The following is a 17,895-nucleotide window of genomic DNA, read 5'->3' on the forward strand; positions in this document are numbered from 1 at the left end:
ATGAGAGCGGAGGGCGGTGCAGCCGATGCGCCGCCCTCTTCGTATCCGCCCATGTCCGCGCGGCGCCCGCATGGCGCCACAGGTTTCCTTTTCACAATCGGGAAAAGCCGGTTTTATTGGTCTGTAAATTAACGTCCAAACCCATTAGATAGCGCTTGCGGCGGTTCTCATCCGAACCGACCCTTCCCACGCACAAGGCGGCAGGATCGCAAGGCTTACCCATGAGCTTCACGTTGGATCTGGCGAATTGGGTAATCGCTTATCTCGGCCACAATCCCCATCTCTCCATTGCCATCGTGTTTCTGATCTCGATGGGCGAGGCCCTGCTGATCATCGGGCTGTTCGTGCCCTCCACCGTGGTGCTGGTGGGGGCGGGCACGCTGGTGGGCGGCGGCAAGCTGGATTTCTGGCCGATCTTCGTCGCCACGACGCTCGGCGCCATCATCGGCGATGCGGTGTCCTACTGGGCAGGGCGCATCTATGGCGCCCAGCTCAAGCGCATGTGGCCGCTGTCGCGCTATCCAGGCCTCGTTGAAAAGAGCGAGCTGTTCTTCGCCGATCACGGCGGCAAGTCCATCGCCATCGGCCGCTTCGTGCCGGGCGTGAAGGCGGTCATTCCCGGCATCGCCGGCATGATGGGCATGAGCCATACGCGCTTCGTCACCATCAATGTCGTCTCCGCCTTCGTCTGGTCGCTGATGCACCTTTTGCCCGGCGTCTTCATCGGCAAGGGGCTGGCGGTCGCCAACCAGGTGTCGGGCCGTTTCGCCATCGTGCTGTTCGGGCTGATCGGTGTGGTCTTCATCGCCGCATGGCTGATCCGGGTCGTGGTGATGAGCGCGATCCCGCCGCTCATTCGCCTGCAGACGCGCTTCGTCGCCTACGTGGCCTCCAAGCCCGGCCGCGGCTGGCAGTGGCTGGCGGAAACCTTCGCGCCCGACAATCCGCGCGCGCTGCGCGTCGTTGCCCTGAGCGCGGTGCTGGCGGCCGGCGGCATCGGCTTTGCCGCGCTGTTGGAGGACCTCGTCGCCCGCGATTCGATGATCTATGCCGACCTTTCCATCGCCAATCTCGTGCAGTCGGTGCGCAACACGCCGGCCGACCGGGTGATGGTGGCGATCACCATGATCGGCGACGGCACGGTGCTGATCGCGCTGGGCGCGGTGATCGTCATCTGGCTGGCGGCGCGCAAGGCGTGGACCATCGCGGGCGCGGCGGCGGTGACGATGGTGTCGGCCGCCCTGTTCGTTCCCTTCATGAAGCTGCTGTTGCAGGGCGCGCGGCCGACGGAAGCGTTCGGCGCCGATCTCTACACCTTTCCCTCCGGGCACGCGACGCTGGCGACCGTCGTCTTCGGCATGCTGGCGGTGCTGATCGGGCTTGGTGTCGGGCGCTGGGGCAAGGCGGTGATCTTCGCCTGCGCCGGCGCCATCATCGTCGCGATAGCCTGTTCGCGCATCTATCTCGGCGCCCACTGGCCCTCGGACGTCGCCGGCGGCTTCCTGTTCGGCGTTTCCATGACGGCTGCCTTCGCGCTGGCGGTGGAGGCGACGCGTCCGGAGAAGATCGCCCCCGTCGCGCTCGGCATCGTGTCGCTGACGATCTATGTGCTCGTGTCGCTGGTCTATGTGGCCAACGGCCATGCCAATGCGATGCTGTTCTACGCCGCGCCCGTCCACGAGACGGTGATTACCGAGGACCACTGGCGCGATACTGGCTGGAAAAGCCTGCCGGCACGGCGGATCGAACTGACGGGAGAGACCGGCGAGCCCTTCATCGCGCAATGGGCCGGGCCGGTCGACACGCTCTCCCAACTGGTGCGCGCAAACGGCTGGGAGATCGTGCCGACATGGTCGTGGGTCGATGTGCTGGCCTATTCGGACGGGCGCAACCGGATCGACGCGTTGCTGCCGCGCCCCTCGCTGCACGAGGGGCGGCTGGCGGACCTGAGCGCGACCATGGCCGCGCCGCAGGATCACGGCCGTCTGGTGCTCAGGGCCTGGAAGACGGACATGATCGTGACCGGGCAGAACGGCGAGCGCTTGCCGCTGGTGCTTGTCAGCCTGACGCTGGAGCGCAAGAAGGAGCTGCCGATCATCGCACTGCCGCATGACGTTCCCGCCCCGCCGGGCGACGTGATCACGGTGCTGCGGTTGCTGTCGCGGGCCGGCAAGGCCGAAACGGCGCCCGAAGATGGGCACTCCCGGCGCAAGCCGCCGCTTCTGGTGCAGGCGGCCCGTTAGGGCGGTTCAAGGCTGGAGGGATCCGTATGGCGGGCGTCTCTCAGGATGGGCGGCAACACGAAGACGCGCGATCCGCGTCCTCATTCGCGGCATTCCTCCATCAGGCATGCGCCGTCGTTTTACGTCGGGCTCGCGGTCACTCCGCCGCGGTGTCGCCGGAGGCGGTACGCTTCGACCTCAGTGCGTGTATCATCCGGTCCAGCACATCGTAGGCCTCACGCATCAGGTCCTGGCCGATATCGCTGGTGATCGAGCGATAGAGCCGCTCCGATTCGGGCGCGATCTGGTTGAACAGGGCACGTCCCTTGGGGGCGATGGTGACGATCACGCGACGCTGGTCCGCCTTGTTGGGCCGCCGGTTGATGATGCCCGCCGCATCCAACTTCGGCAGAATGCGCGACAGACTTGCCGGATGGATGCCGCAGACGTCGCTGAGATCGAGAATCTCGCACGATTCGACTTCCATCAGCGCGCGGATGATGCGCCACTGCTGGTCGGTCAAGCCATGCGCGTGAAGATGCGGCCTGAACCGCAGCATCACCTCCTCCCGGGCCGTCATGAGTTGCATGGGCAGCGACTGATGAAACGGACGGAGGTCTTCGTCTTCGCCGCTCACATCGTGTTCCGAAGCTGACTTCAATTCATTTGCCGTCAATGGGATCGCCTTGTGTCTTGTTCAATCCTACAAAGCTGCGGCGATGGGAAGTCGTGCCAGTTTCGGTCGATCTTTCAGGGGATTGGAGATGCCCCCCTCGTTATTTATTTAACTAATGAAATAAATTCTATCGAAAATGTGTTTCGCTCCATTTCCGATAGAATAGGGCCGAAGCGGAGTATGTCAAAACATCATTTTGACGAAGGGGGCGGTGCGCGGGCGCCGTTTTGCGGCCCTGTCCTCCGGCCCATCCTCCGGCTCTTTCCTTTGGCCTCGTCCTCTGGCCATGTTCGGGGCGCCGCGCCCGACCCCGTGCCGGGACTGCGTGCGGGCGACGGGCTTGCGGCGCGGGCGTCGGCATGGCAGGGAACGGAGCGGGCCGAGGGGGGCCGGCGACACATCACCATGGAGTGCTCAATGCGGCGACGTGCAACGACCATATCGGGCCTGGCGGGCCTGCGGATAGCGGCCCTGGCCATGGCGGCCGTGGTGACGGCGGGGGGGCTCTCCGGCGCGGCGCGCGCTGCCGGATGCAGCGATCCCGCCAATTTCGGAAAATGGCTCCAGGACTTCAGGGCCGAGGCGCGGACGCAAGGGATTTCCGAGCGCACGATCGCCGCCTCGCTTGACGGGCTGCGCTACGATCCTTCCATCGTGCGCAAGGACCGGGCTCAAAGCGTCTTTTCCCAGAGCTTTCTGGAATTCTCCAACCGGATGGTCTCCTCCTACCGGATGAAGCACGGCACCGGCTATCTGAAGAAATATGCCGGCGAATTCGCCGATCTGGAGCGCAAGACCGGCGTGCCGGGGGCGGTCATCGTCGGCTTCTGGGGGCTGGAGACGGATTTCGGCGCCAATATCGGCAATCTTCCGGTGATGAATTCCCTAGCGACGCTGGCCTTCGACTGCCGGCGCCCCGATCTCTTTCGCGAACAGCTGATGTTCGCGCTGAAAATCGCGGAACGCGGCGACCTCAGGCCGGACCAGATGGTCGGTGCCTGGGCGGGCGAGCTTGGTCAGTTGCAGTTCCAGCCCAAGGACTATTACCAGCTCGGCGTCGACTACAACGGCAACGGCCGGGTGGATCTGTTGAAGGAGGTGCCGGACGTGCTGGCATCGGGTGCGAACCTGATCAGGCATCACGGCTGGCGCGCCGGCGAGCCGTGGCTGGTGGAGGTGCGGGTGCCGCGCTCGATGCCGTGGGCGGAGGCCGGACTTGAGACGCATCACGACGAGGCGAAGTGGTCGGGGTGGGGCGTGACCCAGCGCGACGGCGCGCCGTTGCGCAAGACCGGCCTCGAATCCTCTCTGCTGCTGCCCATGGGCCGCAACGGTCCGGCCTTTCTCGCCTATCCGAATTTCGACGTCTACCTGCAATGGAACCAGTCGCTGGTCTACGCGACGACGGCCGCCTATTTCGCCACCCGGCTCGCCGGCGCGCCGCCGCGTTTCGAAGGCAACGGCAACGTCGATGCGCTGAGCTTCAGCGAGATCAAGCGGCTTCAGCAGATCCTGCAGAGCCGCGGCTATGACGTCGGCGGCGTCGACGGCATGATCGGCGCCAACACGCGCTCCTCGGTGCGTGATGTCCAGGCCAAGCTCGGCCTGCCGGTCGACGGATATCCCACGCAGGACCTGCTGCGCCGGCTGTCGGGCAACTGACCTGGCGGTCCGGCCGGTCCTCGCGGTCAAGCGCGGCCCGGCCCGATGAAGAGGCGTGCGGGAAATGCGTGCGCGAGACAATAATGCTGAAGCGGTCGGCGCCGTTCGCGCCGGCCGCTTTTCTGTTTTCGACCAGGCGTTGTCAGATACGCATATATAACGATACATTATACAACGTACCGGTGATATCGTTATCTTTGGGAGTAATGATTAGAGCTGCGGCATGACGCGGTTCTGGACGGGAATTTCTACTTCGGGGTGATTTATCTCAAGACGCGAGAGGTGCGGGCCTTCGGGTCGCGGTGTCCTCCGGTTGGCGACAATCGCGCCGCAGTGGCTGATACGCGCAGGGGACGGATCCGGATACGCCAGCCAAATCGGCGATTTCGGACCGGTGGGAGGGGCGTTCTTCATCTTTCGGTGGGCGCCGTATTGCAAGTGGACGGCGGTCATGCTTGGCAAATACAAAGGCAGCGTCGCCAACAGGATCATCTTCTGGACCGTGATCTTTTCCCTCGTCGCCAGCGCTCTGGTGACGGCGGTGCAGTTCTACTTCGAGCACCGCAATCAGGTCGCCCGCATCCGGCACGAGCTTTCCGACATCGAGCGATCCTACGGCAACAGCGTGCGCCGCGCGCTGTGGACCCAGGATGTCGCGCAGCTGCAGATCCTGGCTGAAGGGATCGCGGCGGCGCGCGAGATCGCCTTCGTCGCCATCAAGGAAAACGGCAAGGCGGTGGTGGAGGTGGGCGAGCGTCCCGCCGACAGCAATATCTCTTGGGAAAAGAGGGTCACCTTCGAATACCGCGGCGCGACCATCGAGATCGGACGGATCGAGATCGTCGCCGACCTGTCAAGCGAACGCGAGCGCATGCTGTTGCTGGCGCTGCGAATGCTGGCGACGAACGTGGCGATTACCCTGGCGGTCGCGATCTTTTTCTATTTCGTGTTCTCCAGGCTGGTGACACGGCACGTCAGCGCGATGGCCGAACAGTTGAGCGGCATGTCGGGCGACGATCTCGATACCGTCGTCAGACTGCGGCGCCCGGCCGGTCACCGTGAAAGCGGCGACGAGTTCGACCTTCTCGTCTCCGCCTTCAACGGTTTGCGCGAGCGGTTGCGAGAAACCCGGCGCACCATGATGAAAAGCGAGGCGGAGCTGAAGGCGAGCGAGCGGCGCTACCGGGCGATCCTCGACGAGATGCTCGATACCTACTACCGCACCGATACCGAGGGGCGGGTGACGATGGTCACGCCGTCCATGTACGATCTGCTCGGCTGGCAGCCGCAGGAGGTGATCGGCCGCAAGGCCCGGGAATTCTACGCCGATCCGAAGGATCACGATATCTTCCTGGAGGCTTTCAAGACCGGCGGCGGGGCGGTGCGCACCTACGAGACAGCCATGCGGCATCGCGACGGACGGACCGTGTGGATTTCCACGACAGCACGGGTCTATCGCGGCGAAGACGGCAGCCTTGCCGGCATCGAGGGGATCGCCCGTGACACCACCGAACAGCGGAATGCGGCGGAAGCGGTGCGGCGCAGTCACAACCAGCTGCGGCTGGTGGCCGATTCCGTGCCTGCGCTGATCCTCTATGTGGACCACGACCTGACGATCCGCTTCGCCAACCGGGAGGCCGCAAACTGGCTTGCGCGCGATATCGGGGATCTTGTCGGAAGCGATCTCGAGACGGTGATGGACACGGCTTGGGTCGAGCGCATCCGCACGTACTGGGATGCGGCGCTGACGGGCGAGATGCAGGTGGTCTCCGATGTCTTCCCCACGCCCGACGGCAAGGAGCGCCGGCTGGAGCTGCGTCTGGTGCCGCACCTGCAGGGCGACGGCGAGGTCGAGGGCTTCTTCGCGCTCGGCCTCGACATGACCGAACGGTTGGTGCTGGAGGAAAGGCTGCGCCAGTCGCAGAAGATGGAGTCCGTCGGTCAGCTCACCGGCGGCGTGGCGCACGATTTCAACAATCTCCTGGGCGTGATCCTCGGCAACGTGGAGTTTCTCATCGAGGAGCCGGAGATGAGCGCCCGCGAGCGCGCACCGCTTCTCTCCGCGATCCAGCGGGCGGGGGAACGGGGTGCGCGGTTGACCCGGCAGTTGCTGGCGTTTTCGCGTATGCAGCCGCTGGAGCCGAGCGTGCTGCATCTCGACCGCGATCTGAGGGAATTCCTGTCGATGCTGCGCCCGACCATCGGCGATGCGGTAACGGTGACGATGCACGCCCAGCCGGGGCTGTGGCCCTGCATGGCGGACAGGGGCTTGCTGGAACTGGCGCTGCTCAACCTGACGCTCAACGCGCGCGATGCGATGCCCGGCGGCGGAGACGTGACGATCACGCTCGCCAATGCGGACGCGAACGAAATAGAGGATGCCGAACGGCTGGAATTGTCACCGGGCGACTACGTGATGATCGCCGTGTCGGACGCGGGCAAGGGCATTCCGCCGGAGATCCGGCAACAGGTCTTCGAACCCTTCTTCACCACCAAGGGGGTCGGGCAGGGGACCGGGCTAGGGCTCTCGATGGTCTACGGTTTCGTCTCGCAATCGGGCGGCCAGGTGCTTCTGGAAAGCGAGGTGGGCGCGGGAACCACGATCCGCATCTATCTTCCGGCGGCCAGGGCGCAGCCGGCGGACGCGAAGCCTGACACGCAGGCCGCGGCCGGTTCCTTCGGGGGGGCGCCGCGCGCCGGTATGTGCGGCCAGAACGACCGCATCCTCGTTGTGGAGGATGACGACGATCTGCGCAATCTGACGGCGACGATGCTCGACCGGCTGGGCTATCAGGTCCTCCCCGCCCAGGATGGAGCGCAGGCGCTGGAACTCCTGCACAAGGGGCCGGCCCCCGATCTCCTGCTCACCGACGTAAGGCTTCCCAACGGCCTTCTGGGGCCGGAGGTCGCGCGCGCCGCGCGTGAGATCAAGCCGGACATCCATGTCGTCTACATGACGGGTTTCGCCGACCGCGCCGAAACCGGTTGCGAAAGCCTGCACGACGGCGAGGCGATCATCAACAAGCCGTTCCGCTCCGACGATCTGGCATCGGTGCTGGCGCGCCTGAAAAGCGGTGCCTGAGCGCCTGTTCCCGCGATGGCGCCGCGGGACGGTCGAGACCGATACCACGCTGGCAGGAGGCTTGCGCGGCAGACCGGTTTTTGGCACTTGATTTGCGGTTGCCGGGTCCTTGTCCTTGCGGGCCCCGCGCTCGGGAGCGATCTTGCGTCGTCCCGTTCGGCCTTTCCTCCCCATCCCTCTTTCGCAACAGCAGTCGAGGCACGTCCATGAATGCCACCGGTTCCGTCATCGTCCCGCCCGCCGTCCCGGTTCTTCCCGTTCTCGGCACGCAGGCGACGTTTCCGGTGCGCCGCATCTACTGCATCGGCCGCAACTATGCCGCTCACGCCATCGAGATGGGCCACGATCCGGATCGCGAGCCGCCGTTCTTCTTCCAGAAGAACCCGGACAACATCGATACCTCCGGCCGGTTTCCCTATCCGGTGAAAACGGGCGACGTTCATCACGAGATCGAGCTGGTGGTCGCGCTCAAGACCGGCGGCACGAACATTCCCGTCGAGGGCGCGCTCGACCATGTCTTCGGCTACGGCGTCGGCCTCGACATGACGCGCCGCGACCTTCAGGCGGAGGCGAAGAAGCTCGGCCGGCCCTGGGAGATCGCCAAGGCGTTCGAGCATTCCGCGCCGATGGGGCCGCTTGTGCCGGCCGAGCGCATCGGCCACCCGCAGGCGGGCCGGGTGACGCTGTCGGTCAACGGCACGCTGCGCCAGGAGGGCGACCTCAACCAGCTCATCTGGAAGGTCCCGGAAATGATCGCCTATCTGTCGGATTTTTTCGAACTGGCGCCGGGCGACCTGATCATGTCGGGCACACCGTCGGGCGTCGGCGCGGTGGAGCGGGGCGACGTGATGGAGGGCGCGATCGCGGGCGTGGGCGAGCTCCGCGTCGAAGTCGTCTAGGGCGCGAGAGCACCCGGAAGGGAACCGATCGGCGCCCAATACCGTTGGCTAGCTGAAACGACCGGGCGGTATGCCGTCACCGGCCGGTCGTTCCGGTCAAGCATTTCAGCCTGCCAGCGGAAGGACAAGCCATTGGAATACCTTGCAAGACGTCTCGGTCTGAGAACGGATCCGGCCATCTTTTTCATCTCCGCCGGTCTGACCGTCGCCTTCGTCTTGCTGCTTGTGATCGCGCCCGGGCCGATCGGCGACGCGTTTGCCGCCGGACGGTCGTGGATCGTCACCAATCTCGGCTGGTTCTTCATCTTCGGCGTCAACCTGTGGCTCGGCTTCCTGATCTGGGCCGCCATGTCCAACCACGGCCACATCCGGCTCGGCACCAAGGATTCGCGACCGGAATATTCCAACCTGTCGTGGTTCACGATGCTGTTTGCCGGCGGCATCGGCACCGTTTTGATGTTCTGGGGCGTGGCCGAGCCGATCAGCCATTTCAAGGATCCACCGCTGCCGGGTGTCGAGCCCTTCTCCGCCACGGCCGCACAGGATGCGATCTCCATCGCCATCTATCATCTCGGCCTGCACACTTGGACGATCTTCACCCTGCCGGGGCTGGCGTTTGCCTATTTCATCAACCGCTACGACCTGCCGCTGCGGGTCAGCTCGGTCTTCTATCCGCTGCTGCGCGAGGGCATCCACGGGCCCATCGGCAAGGCCATCGACATCGCCTCGATCCTCGGCACGCTGTTCGGCGTGGCAGTGTCGCTGGGGCTCGGCTCCTCGCAGATCGCGGCCGGCCTTTCCGCGCTGTTCGGCTGGGAAGCCGGCACGTTCCTGAAGGTGGCGATCCTGACCGTGCTGACCGCCGTCGCCGTGACCTCCATCGTCGCCGGCCTCGACAAGGGCGTGAAGATGCTCTCCAACATCAACATCGCCATGGCGGTCGGGCTGATGCTGTTCGTGCTTGCTGCCGGTTCGACGCTGTTCCTGCTGCGCGGCGTGGTGGAGACTTTCGGCCTCTATCTGGAGAACCTGCCGCGTCTCGCCTTCTGGAACGACATGCTGGCCAATGAGAACCCCGCCTCCGACGGCTGGGGCTGGCAGGCGGACTGGACGGTCTTCTACTGGGCGTGGACGGTGACGTGGTCGCCCTTCATCGGCCTGTTCGTGGCGCGGATCTCGCGCGGTCGGACGATCCGCGAATTCGTCTTCGGCGTGCTGCTGGCACCCTCGCTGTTCACGCTGATCTGGTTCGCGATCTTCGGCTGGCAGGCGATGGAATTCGACGGCATCGGCGCGGCCGCGCGGGCGGCGATGGGCGACAGCGCGGGCGAGATCAGCCGTGCGGTGACCGACAGCGTGCCGCTCGCCATGTTCGCCTTCTTCGAGCATTTCCCCTTCACGCATTTCGTCCAGGGCTTTGCGGTGGTGATCGTTGCGATCTTCTTCGCGACCTCGTCGGACTCGGCCTCTCTGGTGGTCGACATGCTGTGCACCGGAACGTCGAAGCCCGGCCCCGTGCACCAGCGGGTGTTCTGGGGCGTGGCGGAGGGGCTGGTCGCGGCCATGCTGATCGTGCTGGCCGGCGAGGCGGGGCTGACCGCCCTGCAGCAGGTGATCACCGTCGTGGGGCTGCCGATCTTCGTGCTTGTCTCGATGATGATCCCCTCGCTCATCCGCGGATTCGCGCTGGAGGACATCGACGGCGTGACCATCGGTACCCGCCCGAAACTGGAGGAATTCTGAGGCGCCATGCCGGGCGCATGCGCGCCGGCGATCTTCGCCGCAGAGACTTTCTCTGCCGATGGCCGCGATGACGGCCCATCTCTCCGCCGGACGCGGTGCGAACAGTCTCTCTCTCCGGCCAGTCCGGGGCAATCTCCCGATCTGACCGGTGTTTCGCACAGGGGAGGGAGAGACCCATGACCGCAATCCGCGCCCGCCGCGAGCGTCACGACGCGCTCGATCGCCTTGCCGACCGCCGCCTCTTGCGCGAGCTCGCCTATGTGGGCGGGGCTTGGACGGCGAGCGAGACCGGCCTCGGCTTCGAGGTCGTCGATCCTGCGACGGGCGCGCAACTTGCCTGGGTGGCGGCGCTAAGTGCCGACCAGACCGACACCGCCATCGATGCGGCTGCCGGAACCTTTTCCGCCTGGGCGGGGCTTCTGCCGCAGGACCGCGCCCGCACCTTGCGCGCCTGGTACGACCTCATTTGCGCGCATCGCGAGGATCTTGCCCTCATCATGACGCTGGAGCAGGGCAAGCCGATCGCGGAGGCGCGCGGCGAGATCGACTATGCGGCGGGCTTCGTGGAATGGTTCGCCGAGGAGGCGAAACGCGTGAACGTGGAGGGCGTCACCTCGCACCTGCCCGGAGCGCACATGTCGGTGGAACGCATGCCGCTCGGCGTCGTCGGCCTCGTCACGCCGTGGAACTTTCCCTCAGCCATGCTGACCCGCAAGGCGGCGGCAGCGCTCGCCGCCGGCTGCACCGTCGTCGCCCATCCCTCCTCGCAGACCCCGCTCTCCGCTCTGGCGCTGGCGGAACTCGGCGAGCGCGCCGGCCTTCCCGCCGGGGTCTTCAACGTGGTCACGGGCGAGGCCTCGGAGATCGTCGGCCGCCTGTGCGATGCGACCCGCGTGCGCGCATTGTCGTTCACCGGCTCCACAGAGATCGGCCGGCTGATCGCCGCCCGCTGCGCCCCCACCATGAAACGGCTCGTGATGGAGCTTGGCGGTCACGCCCCGCTTATCGTTTTCGACGACGCCGATATCGACCGCGCGGTGAAGATCGCGCTCGACGCCAAGTTCGCCACCTCCGGCCAGGATTGTCTGGCCGCCAACCGGATCTATGTGCAAGGCCCCGTCTACGATCGTTTCTGCGCCCGGTTCGCTGAGGCCGTCTCGGCGCTGAAGGTCGGCAACGGCCTCGACGAGGATACCGAGATCGGCCCGCTGATGCACGCGCGCGCGGTGAGGAAGGCAACCGATCACATCGCGGATGCGATCGCGAAGGGCGCGCGCCTTCTCGCCGGCGGCGGCATCCACAAGGCCGGCCCGCTTTTCGTCACCCCGACGCTTCTGGCCGACGTCTCCGCCGATGCCGCGATCATGAATGAGGAAACCTTCGGCCCCGTCGCCGCCGTCACCCGGTTCGAAACGGAGGACGAGGTCGTCGCGCGGGCCAATGACACCGATTACGGCCTCGTCGCCTATGTCGTGACCGAAAACGGCGCCCGCCAGCGCCGCATGGCGCGGGCGCTGGAGTTCGGCATGGTCGCGATCAACCGGGTGAAGATCACAGGCGCGCCGATCCCGTTCGGCGGCATCAAGCAGTCCGGCATGGGCCGCGAGGGCTCGCGCCACGGTCTGGAGGCCTTCACCGAGCTCAAATACGTGTGCTGCGATGCCGCGTGAGCGTGGCCCGAGCTTCTTTTTTGCAGGGGGGACCCCCACCCCTAGCCCCTCCCCTCAAGGGGGAGGGGTATGAGATCGTGCCCACAGCGGCTGGTCAGGAGAGCACCTGACAGGCCAGGCTTGCGGACCAGTCCCCCTCCCCCTTGAGGGGAGGGGCTAGGGGTGGGGGTCTCTCTTCAAAAAAGAAATGGGGGCACCGGCAGAAACAACACCGAGCCGCCCGATATCCGTCATCACCAACCAAGAGGATCCGACATCATGCTCGACCGTTCCAACGAACTGACCGCGTGGGACCGCGATCATTTCTTCCATCCCTCCACCCACATGGGCCAGCACGCACGTGGCGAGACGCCGACGCGGATCATCACCGATGCGCAAGGCGTTACCATCACCGATGCGCAGGGCCGTTCCAGTCTCGATGCGTTTGCCGGGCTCTATTGCGTGAATGTCGGCTACGGCCGACGCGAGATCGCCGACGCCATCGCCGAGCAGGCGAAGAACCTCGCCTACTATCACGCCTATGTCGGCCACGGCACGGAAGCCTCGATCACGCTTTCCAAGATGATCATCGACCGCGCGCCCAAGGGCATGAGCCGTGTCTATTTCGGCATGTCCGGCTCGGATGCCAACGAGACCAACATCAAGCTGATCTGGTACTACAACAACGTCCTCGGCCGGCCGGAGAAGAAGAAGATCATCTCGCGCCATCGCGGCTATCACGGCTCGGGCGTGATGACCGGCTCGCTGACCGGGCTCGCCACCTTCCACAACGCCTTCGACCTGCCGCGCGCGCCGATCCTGCACACGGAAGCACCCTACTATTTCCACCGCGAGGATCGCTCCATGAGCGAGGAGCAGTTCGCAAGCCATTGCGCCGAGAAGCTTGAGGAGATGATTCTCGCGGAAGGCCCGGACACCGTCGCCGCCTTCATCGGCGAGCCGATCCTCGGTACCGGCGGCATCGTGCCGCCGCCGGCGACCTACTGGGCGAAGATCCAGGCGGTGCTGGCGAAATACGACATCCTGCTGGTGGTGGACGAGGTCGTCACCGGCTTCGGGCGTCTGGGCACCATGTTCGGGTCCGACCATTACGGACTGAAGCCCGATCTCATCACCATCGCCAAGGGGCTGACATCGGCCTATGCGCCGCTGTCGGGCTCCATCGTGTCTGAGAAGATGTGGAAGGTGCTGGTCGATGGCTCCGACGCGATGGGGCCGATCGGCCACGGCTGGACCTATTCCGCCCACCCGATCTGCGCGGCCGCCGGTGTCGCCAACCTGAAGCTCATCGACGAGATGGGGCTTGTCGAGAACGCCGGCACGGTCGGCGCCTATTTCCGCGGCGAGCTGACTTCGGCGCTGAAGGATCACGCCAATGTCGGCGAGGTGCGCGGCGACGGGATGATGGCGGCGGTCGAGTTCGTCAAGGACAGGGACGACCGCGTGTTCTTCGACGCGTCCGAAAAGGTCGGCCCGCGTGTGGCAGCGGCTCTGGCGGCGCGCGGCGTGCTGGGACGCGGCATGCCCCAGGGCGATATCCTCGGATTTGCCCCGCCGCTGTGCCTGACGAGGGAAGAGGCCGATATCGTTGTCGGTAAGACGGTCGAAGCGGTGAACGAGGTGCTGGGCTAAAGACCGCGAAAATGACGGGAGCCGGCGCGGGAGTATCGGCTCCAATCGCCAACCGCTGTGGAAGTGGAGGGCCCGTTACCCCCACCCGAACGACCAAGCGGTCGTTCGACCTCCCCTCAAGGGGGAGGTGGGTCGTGCTGCGGATCTCGTTCCTCAAGCCCAACGCGATACCTGGGGCAAGCCGCATCCGTCCCCCTCCCCCTTGAGGGGAGGGGTCAGGGGTAGGCCACGCGCGGGATGCCCGTGCAAGGGGAAGGAGGGGCCGCCTGCCGAGCGCCGGCGCCCTCGTTCACCCCGCCGCGATCGCCTTCAGAAACGGCTCGGCATATTCCGCGAGTTTCTTCGGCCCGACGCCGTTGACCTCGCCCATCTGCGCTTCCGACGTCGGCCGGGCTCTGGCGAGTTCGATGAGCGTCGCGTCGGGAAACACCACATAGGCCGGCACGCCGCGTTCGCGCGCCAGTTCCAGCCGCAACGCCTTCAGGTCCGCCAGAAGCCGCTGGTCGCGTTCCGACAGATCGCCGGCCGCCGCCTGCACGCGTGCCGCGCGCTTTTCCCCGCGCGCCGATTTCGAACGCGGCATCAGCGCTTCCTCGCGGATCGAGAAAGTCTCCGTGCCCGTCATGACCGCATCGGCGCGCGGCGTCAGTTCAAGGCAGCCGTATTTCTGGATGTTGATGACCAGATAGCCGCCGGATACCGCCTGGCGGATGAAGCCCTGCCAGAAATCCTTCGGCCGCGCCTTGCCGATGCCGAACACGTCCAGCTTGTCGTGGCCGCGTTCGGCGATCTTCTGCGTCTCCGCCCCGCGCAGGATGTCGATGATGTGCGCGGCGCCGAAGAACTGCCCCGTCGCCGCGATCGCCTCGAACAGTGCGCGCGCCTCGCCGGTGCCGTCGATGACCTTTGGCGGATTGAGGCAATTGTCGCAATTGCCGCAAGGCCCGGTCGTGTCGTCGAAATAGGCGAGCAGCGCCTGACGCCGGCAGCTTGAGGCCTCGCAATAGGCGAGCAGCGCGTCGAGGCGCTTGTGCTCGCGCAGCTTGTGCTCGCCGTCCTCGCCGTCGTTCTCGATGAACTGGCGCTGCATGCGGATGTCGTCGAGGCCGTAGAGCATCAGCGTTTCGGCCGGCTGGCCGTCGCGGCCGGCGCGGCCAATCTCCTGGTAGTAGGCCTCCATCGAGCCGGGCAGGTTGAGGTGGCAGACGAAGCGGATGTCCGGCTTGTCGATGCCCATGCCGAAGGCGATGGTCGCCACCATGACGACGCCGTCCTCCGACATGAAACGGTCCTGGCTTTCGCGGCGCTGGTCGGCCGGCTGGCCGGCATGGTAGGCGATCGCCTTCACGCCCTCCTCGCCGAGATAGCCGGCCACTTCCTCCGTCATCCGTCGCGACAGGCAGTAGACGATGCCGGACAGCCCCTCCTTGCCATTGAGGAACTCCATCAGCTGCCGGCGCCAGTTGGTCTTCGGCTGCACGGCGAGCGTCAGGTTCGGCCGGTCGAAGCCGTGGACGATGGTGCGGCCCTGACCGTGGAAGAGCTTGTCGGCGATGTCCACCCGTGTGGCGCTGTCGGCGGTGGCGGTGAAAGCGGCGATGGTGGCATTGGGGAAATGCTGCGAGAGCGAGGCGAGCTGCTCGTATTCCGGGCGGAAGCTCGGGCCCCACTTGGAGATGCAGTGCGCCTCGTCGATGACGAAAAGACCGGGGCCGATTCGCGCCATCGCCGAGAGCATGCGCGGGGTCATCAGCCGCTCCGGCGAGAGGTAGAGGAGTTTCGAGCGCCCTGCGGCGAAATCGCGCCATTCCTCGACATTGTGCTCGCGCGGGCGGCCGGAATGGATGGCGGCGACGTTCACGCCGTTGGCTCTGAGCGCGGCCGCCTGATCGTCGATCAGCGCCACCAGCGGCGAGACGACGACGGTGGGGCGGTCCGACAGGATCGCGGGGATCTGGTAGCACAACGATTTGCCGGCGCCGGTCGGCATGACGGCGAGCGTCGATGTGCCATCGCACAGAAGATCGATGATCTCGGCCTGCCCGGGGCGGAACGCCTGATAGCCGAAGACATCGTGCAGCACATCGAGCGGTCCGCGGAATCGCTGCGGTGCGTCCGCCGCGTCCGTCGCATGTGTCGCGCCCGCCTGCCGCAACTCACCGTTCCCGTCCACGTGCCCTGAACCTCTCGACGTTTCCGGCCAAATCAGCCGGGGCCCCTCGGGTAGCGCGTTCGCTTCGTCCGTGCAATCGTTCTGCGGGCCTTCTGCTGGCGTCCTGCGGCTTGCTTTCTGGTCGACGGGGCCCGATAACGCGGGCGTCTCGAAGGGCGGGCAGCACGCCACCCCGTCCATACGAAGCGTTTTCAACGGAGGCCCCGCCCCCTTGTTCTCCTCCCTCGGCCAGCGGATCCTGGACCGTCCCGCAAAGGGGCTCTTTCTTCTTTGCCTGATGCAGGTCGCCTTCTGGAGCGCGCTGCCGGCGATGACGAGCCGGGCGCCCACGCTCGACGCGGTGGAGATGCTGGCCTGGGGCGAGCACTGGCAGCTCGGCTACTACAAGCATCCGCCGCTTCCCGCCTGGATCGCGGAAGCCGCGCGGATGGTTTCCGGCGAGCCGATCCTCGGCCCCATGGTGGCGAGCCAGCTCCTCGTCGCGCTGACCTTCGTTTTCGTCTTTCTGCTGGGGCGGCGGCTTCTGGGCGCGCGCGATGCGATCCTCGGCACATTCCTGTGCACCGGCGTCTACTATTTCTCCTGGCCGACGCCGGAGCTGAACCACAACGTGGTGCAGATGCCGGTCTGGGCGGCATGCTTCTGGCTCTTTGCCGTGATCCGCGACAATCCCCGCCGCATGCTCCCGTGGCTGGGCCTCGGGCTCGCCGCCGGCATCGGGGTTTATGCGAAATATGCGGTCGTCGTGCTCTATGCGGTTCTGGGCGTGTGGATCCTTGTGGAGGCGCGGCTGCGCCGGGCGCTCGCAACTCCGGGGCCGTGGGCCGGCGCGGCGCTCGCCGTCCTCATCGCGCTGCCGCATCTCGTGTGGCTCGTCCAGACCGATTTCATGCCCATCGCCTATGCCGAGGCGCGCAGCGCGCGGGCGGCCGACAGCGTTTGGCGTCCGGCCGGATTTCTCCTCGCCCAGATCGCCGATCACGCGCCGATGCTGATCCTGCTGGCGCTTGCGGTACTGCTGCCGCAGCTGCGCCGTCGTGGCCCGGAAGCGCCGCACGCTCCGGCATCGGCCCGCGCGATCCGCTTTCTGGCCATCGCCACGCTCGCGCCGGCGCTGATAACGGCGGCTGGCGCATTCCTGACCGGCGCCGGGCTGAAGGACATGTGGGGGGCGCCGATGTTCACCACCTCCGGCCTCTTCGCCGTCGCGCTCCTGTCCCGCCATCTCGGCGACAGTGTGGCGAAGAGGGTGCTTGCCGGCTGTGCGGTGCTGCTGATCGTGCTGCCGGTCGCGTTTGCCGCGCAGGTGCCGGTGGCGCTGGCGATCGGCAAGGTGCCGCCACGCAACGGTGCGCCGATGCCGGCGATCGCCGGTTCCGTCACCGCCGCCTGGCGTGCGGCGACCAAGCGCCCCTTGCGCTATGTGGGCGGCAATACCTGGCTCGCCGGGCTGGTGGCGGCGGGAAGCGCCGACCGCCCGGCCATGGTCGCCGACCGCGATCTTGCCTATTCGCCCTGGGTGACGCCCGAGGACATCGCCCGCGACGGCCTGCTGATCGTCTCCTTTGCCAAGGATGCGCCGCCGGCCCAGCCCGGCATGGAGCCGCGGTCCATCGGCAATGTCGAAATCCCGTGGGGCGGCCCCCGACCGCTCGTCATCCGCTACGCGATCTATCCCCCGCGCGCGCCGGTCGAGCCGTGAAAGCCTGGCTTGGAAACAGTGCCGGGGGGCGCTTGCAAACCCACCCGCCCATAACCCTCCGCCGTCATTGCCCGGCTTTGTCCGGGCAATCCATTGCGGGCGGCGGCATATCGGGCGGACACTGGATCACCCGGACAGAGCCGGGTGATGACGAAGGAGGGGCATGAGGGGGAATTCGGGTGAAGAACCAACCGACATTTCCGGGCGAGGCTCTCAGAATAATGTAGCTGCGTGGTGCCCCTGCGGCATTGCGGACTTGCCCCGCATTAGCCCGATGCGCGGTTGCGGAAACCGCAGTTTCCCGGACAATTCTGGTTTGCTCCGCCCGCTTCCGCAGGCTATAGCCCAGAGTATCAGCGCTGCGGACGCTCTCGGCCGCGCGCGTGCGGGCTATGGGCGATCCGGAAAACGTTTCTCCTGTTCCGCATGTGTGC

General features: G+C 66.1%; 10 protein-coding genes. 8 read left to right on the top strand and 2 right to left on the bottom strand.

The window, feature by feature from the left end:
- Positions 1 to 221: 221 nt before the first annotated feature.
- Complete coding sequence (locus V2L18_RS07865) at positions 222 to 2,243, top strand: bifunctional DedA family/phosphatase PAP2 family protein (RefSeq protein WP_336177510.1); 2,022 nt, start codon at positions 222 to 224, stop codon at positions 2,241 to 2,243.
- A 136-nt stretch (positions 2,244 to 2,379) separates the two neighbouring features.
- Here V2L18_RS07865 and hpaR read toward each other — a convergent pair whose 3' ends face one another.
- On the bottom strand, positions 2,380 to 2,859 hold the full coding sequence (gene hpaR, locus V2L18_RS07870; RefSeq protein WP_336177511.1) for a homoprotocatechuate degradation operon regulator HpaR: 480 nt from the start codon (positions 2,857 to 2,859) through the stop codon (positions 2,380 to 2,382).
- A 456-nt stretch (positions 2,860 to 3,315) separates the two neighbouring features.
- On the opposite strand from hpaR, the gene V2L18_RS07875 reads away from it, so the two are divergent.
- The 6 genes from V2L18_RS07875 (at position 3,316) to V2L18_RS07900 (ending at position 13,586) form a co-directional block, all read left to right on the top strand.
- Positions 3,316 to 4,560 (top strand): lytic murein transglycosylase, encoded by a 1,245-nt coding sequence (locus V2L18_RS07875; protein ID WP_336177513.1) that lies wholly within the window; start codon positions 3,316 to 3,318, stop codon positions 4,558 to 4,560.
- A 451-nt stretch (positions 4,561 to 5,011) separates the two neighbouring features.
- On the top strand, positions 5,012 to 7,642 hold the full coding sequence (locus V2L18_RS07880) for a PAS domain S-box protein (RefSeq protein ID WP_336177514.1): 2,631 nt from the start codon (positions 5,012 to 5,014) through the stop codon (positions 7,640 to 7,642).
- Positions 7,643 to 7,848: 206 nt separating this feature from the next.
- Positions 7,849 to 8,541, top strand: a complete 693-nt coding sequence (locus V2L18_RS07885; RefSeq protein WP_336177515.1) for a fumarylacetoacetate hydrolase family protein — start codon at positions 7,849 to 7,851, stop codon at positions 8,539 to 8,541.
- Between the two features lie 132 nt (positions 8,542 to 8,673).
- Positions 8,674 to 10,284 (top strand): BCCT family transporter, encoded by a 1,611-nt coding sequence (locus V2L18_RS07890; protein WP_336177516.1) that lies wholly within the window; start codon positions 8,674 to 8,676, stop codon positions 10,282 to 10,284.
- Between the two features lie 176 nt (positions 10,285 to 10,460).
- Positions 10,461 to 11,954, top strand: a complete 1,494-nt coding sequence (locus tag V2L18_RS07895) for an NAD-dependent succinate-semialdehyde dehydrogenase (RefSeq protein WP_336177517.1) — start codon at positions 10,461 to 10,463, stop codon at positions 11,952 to 11,954.
- 258 nt (positions 11,955 to 12,212) lie between these two features.
- Positions 12,213 to 13,586 carry an aspartate aminotransferase family protein gene (locus V2L18_RS07900; RefSeq protein ID WP_336177518.1) on the top strand — a complete coding sequence of 458 codons (1,374 nt, stop codon included), beginning with the start codon at positions 12,213 to 12,215 and terminating at the stop codon, positions 13,584 to 13,586.
- Positions 13,587 to 13,875: 289 nt separating this feature from the next.
- On the opposite strand, the gene recQ is transcribed toward V2L18_RS07900, so the two are convergent.
- Complete coding sequence (gene recQ / locus V2L18_RS07905) at positions 13,876 to 15,759, bottom strand: DNA helicase RecQ (RefSeq protein WP_336177519.1); 1,884 nt, start codon at positions 15,757 to 15,759, stop codon at positions 13,876 to 13,878.
- A gap of 211 nt (positions 15,760 to 15,970) precedes the next feature.
- Between recQ and V2L18_RS07910 the strand changes: the two genes are divergently transcribed.
- Positions 15,971 to 17,461 carry a glycosyltransferase family 39 protein gene (locus V2L18_RS07910; RefSeq protein WP_336177521.1) on the top strand — a complete coding sequence of 497 codons (1,491 nt, stop codon included), beginning with the start codon at positions 15,971 to 15,973 and terminating at the stop codon, positions 17,459 to 17,461.
- Positions 17,462 to 17,895 lie beyond the last annotated feature (434 nt).

The organism is Breoghania sp. JC706 (genome assembly GCF_037026715.1).
Lineage (GTDB): Bacteria > Pseudomonadota > Alphaproteobacteria > Rhizobiales > Stappiaceae > Breoghania.

What these genes read in the sequence shown, in the direction of transcription:
- V2L18_RS07865 (WP_336177510.1), top strand. Translation starts at nt 222, where the DNA reads ATGAGCTTCACGTTGGATCTGGCGAATTGGGTAATCGCTTATCTCGGC.
- V2L18_RS07875 (WP_336177513.1), top strand. Translation starts at nt 3,316, where the DNA reads ATGCGGCGACGTGCAACGACCATATCGGGCCTGGCGGGCCTGCGGATA.
- V2L18_RS07880 (WP_336177514.1), top strand. Translation starts at nt 5,012, where the DNA reads ATGCTTGGCAAATACAAAGGCAGCGTCGCCAACAGGATCATCTTCTGG.
- V2L18_RS07885 (WP_336177515.1), top strand. Translation starts at nt 7,849, where the DNA reads ATGAATGCCACCGGTTCCGTCATCGTCCCGCCCGCCGTCCCGGTTCTT.
- V2L18_RS07895 (WP_336177517.1), top strand. Translation starts at nt 10,461, where the DNA reads ATGACCGCAATCCGCGCCCGCCGCGAGCGTCACGACGCGCTCGATCGC.
- V2L18_RS07900 (WP_336177518.1), top strand. Translation starts at nt 12,213, where the DNA reads ATGCTCGACCGTTCCAACGAACTGACCGCGTGGGACCGCGATCATTTC.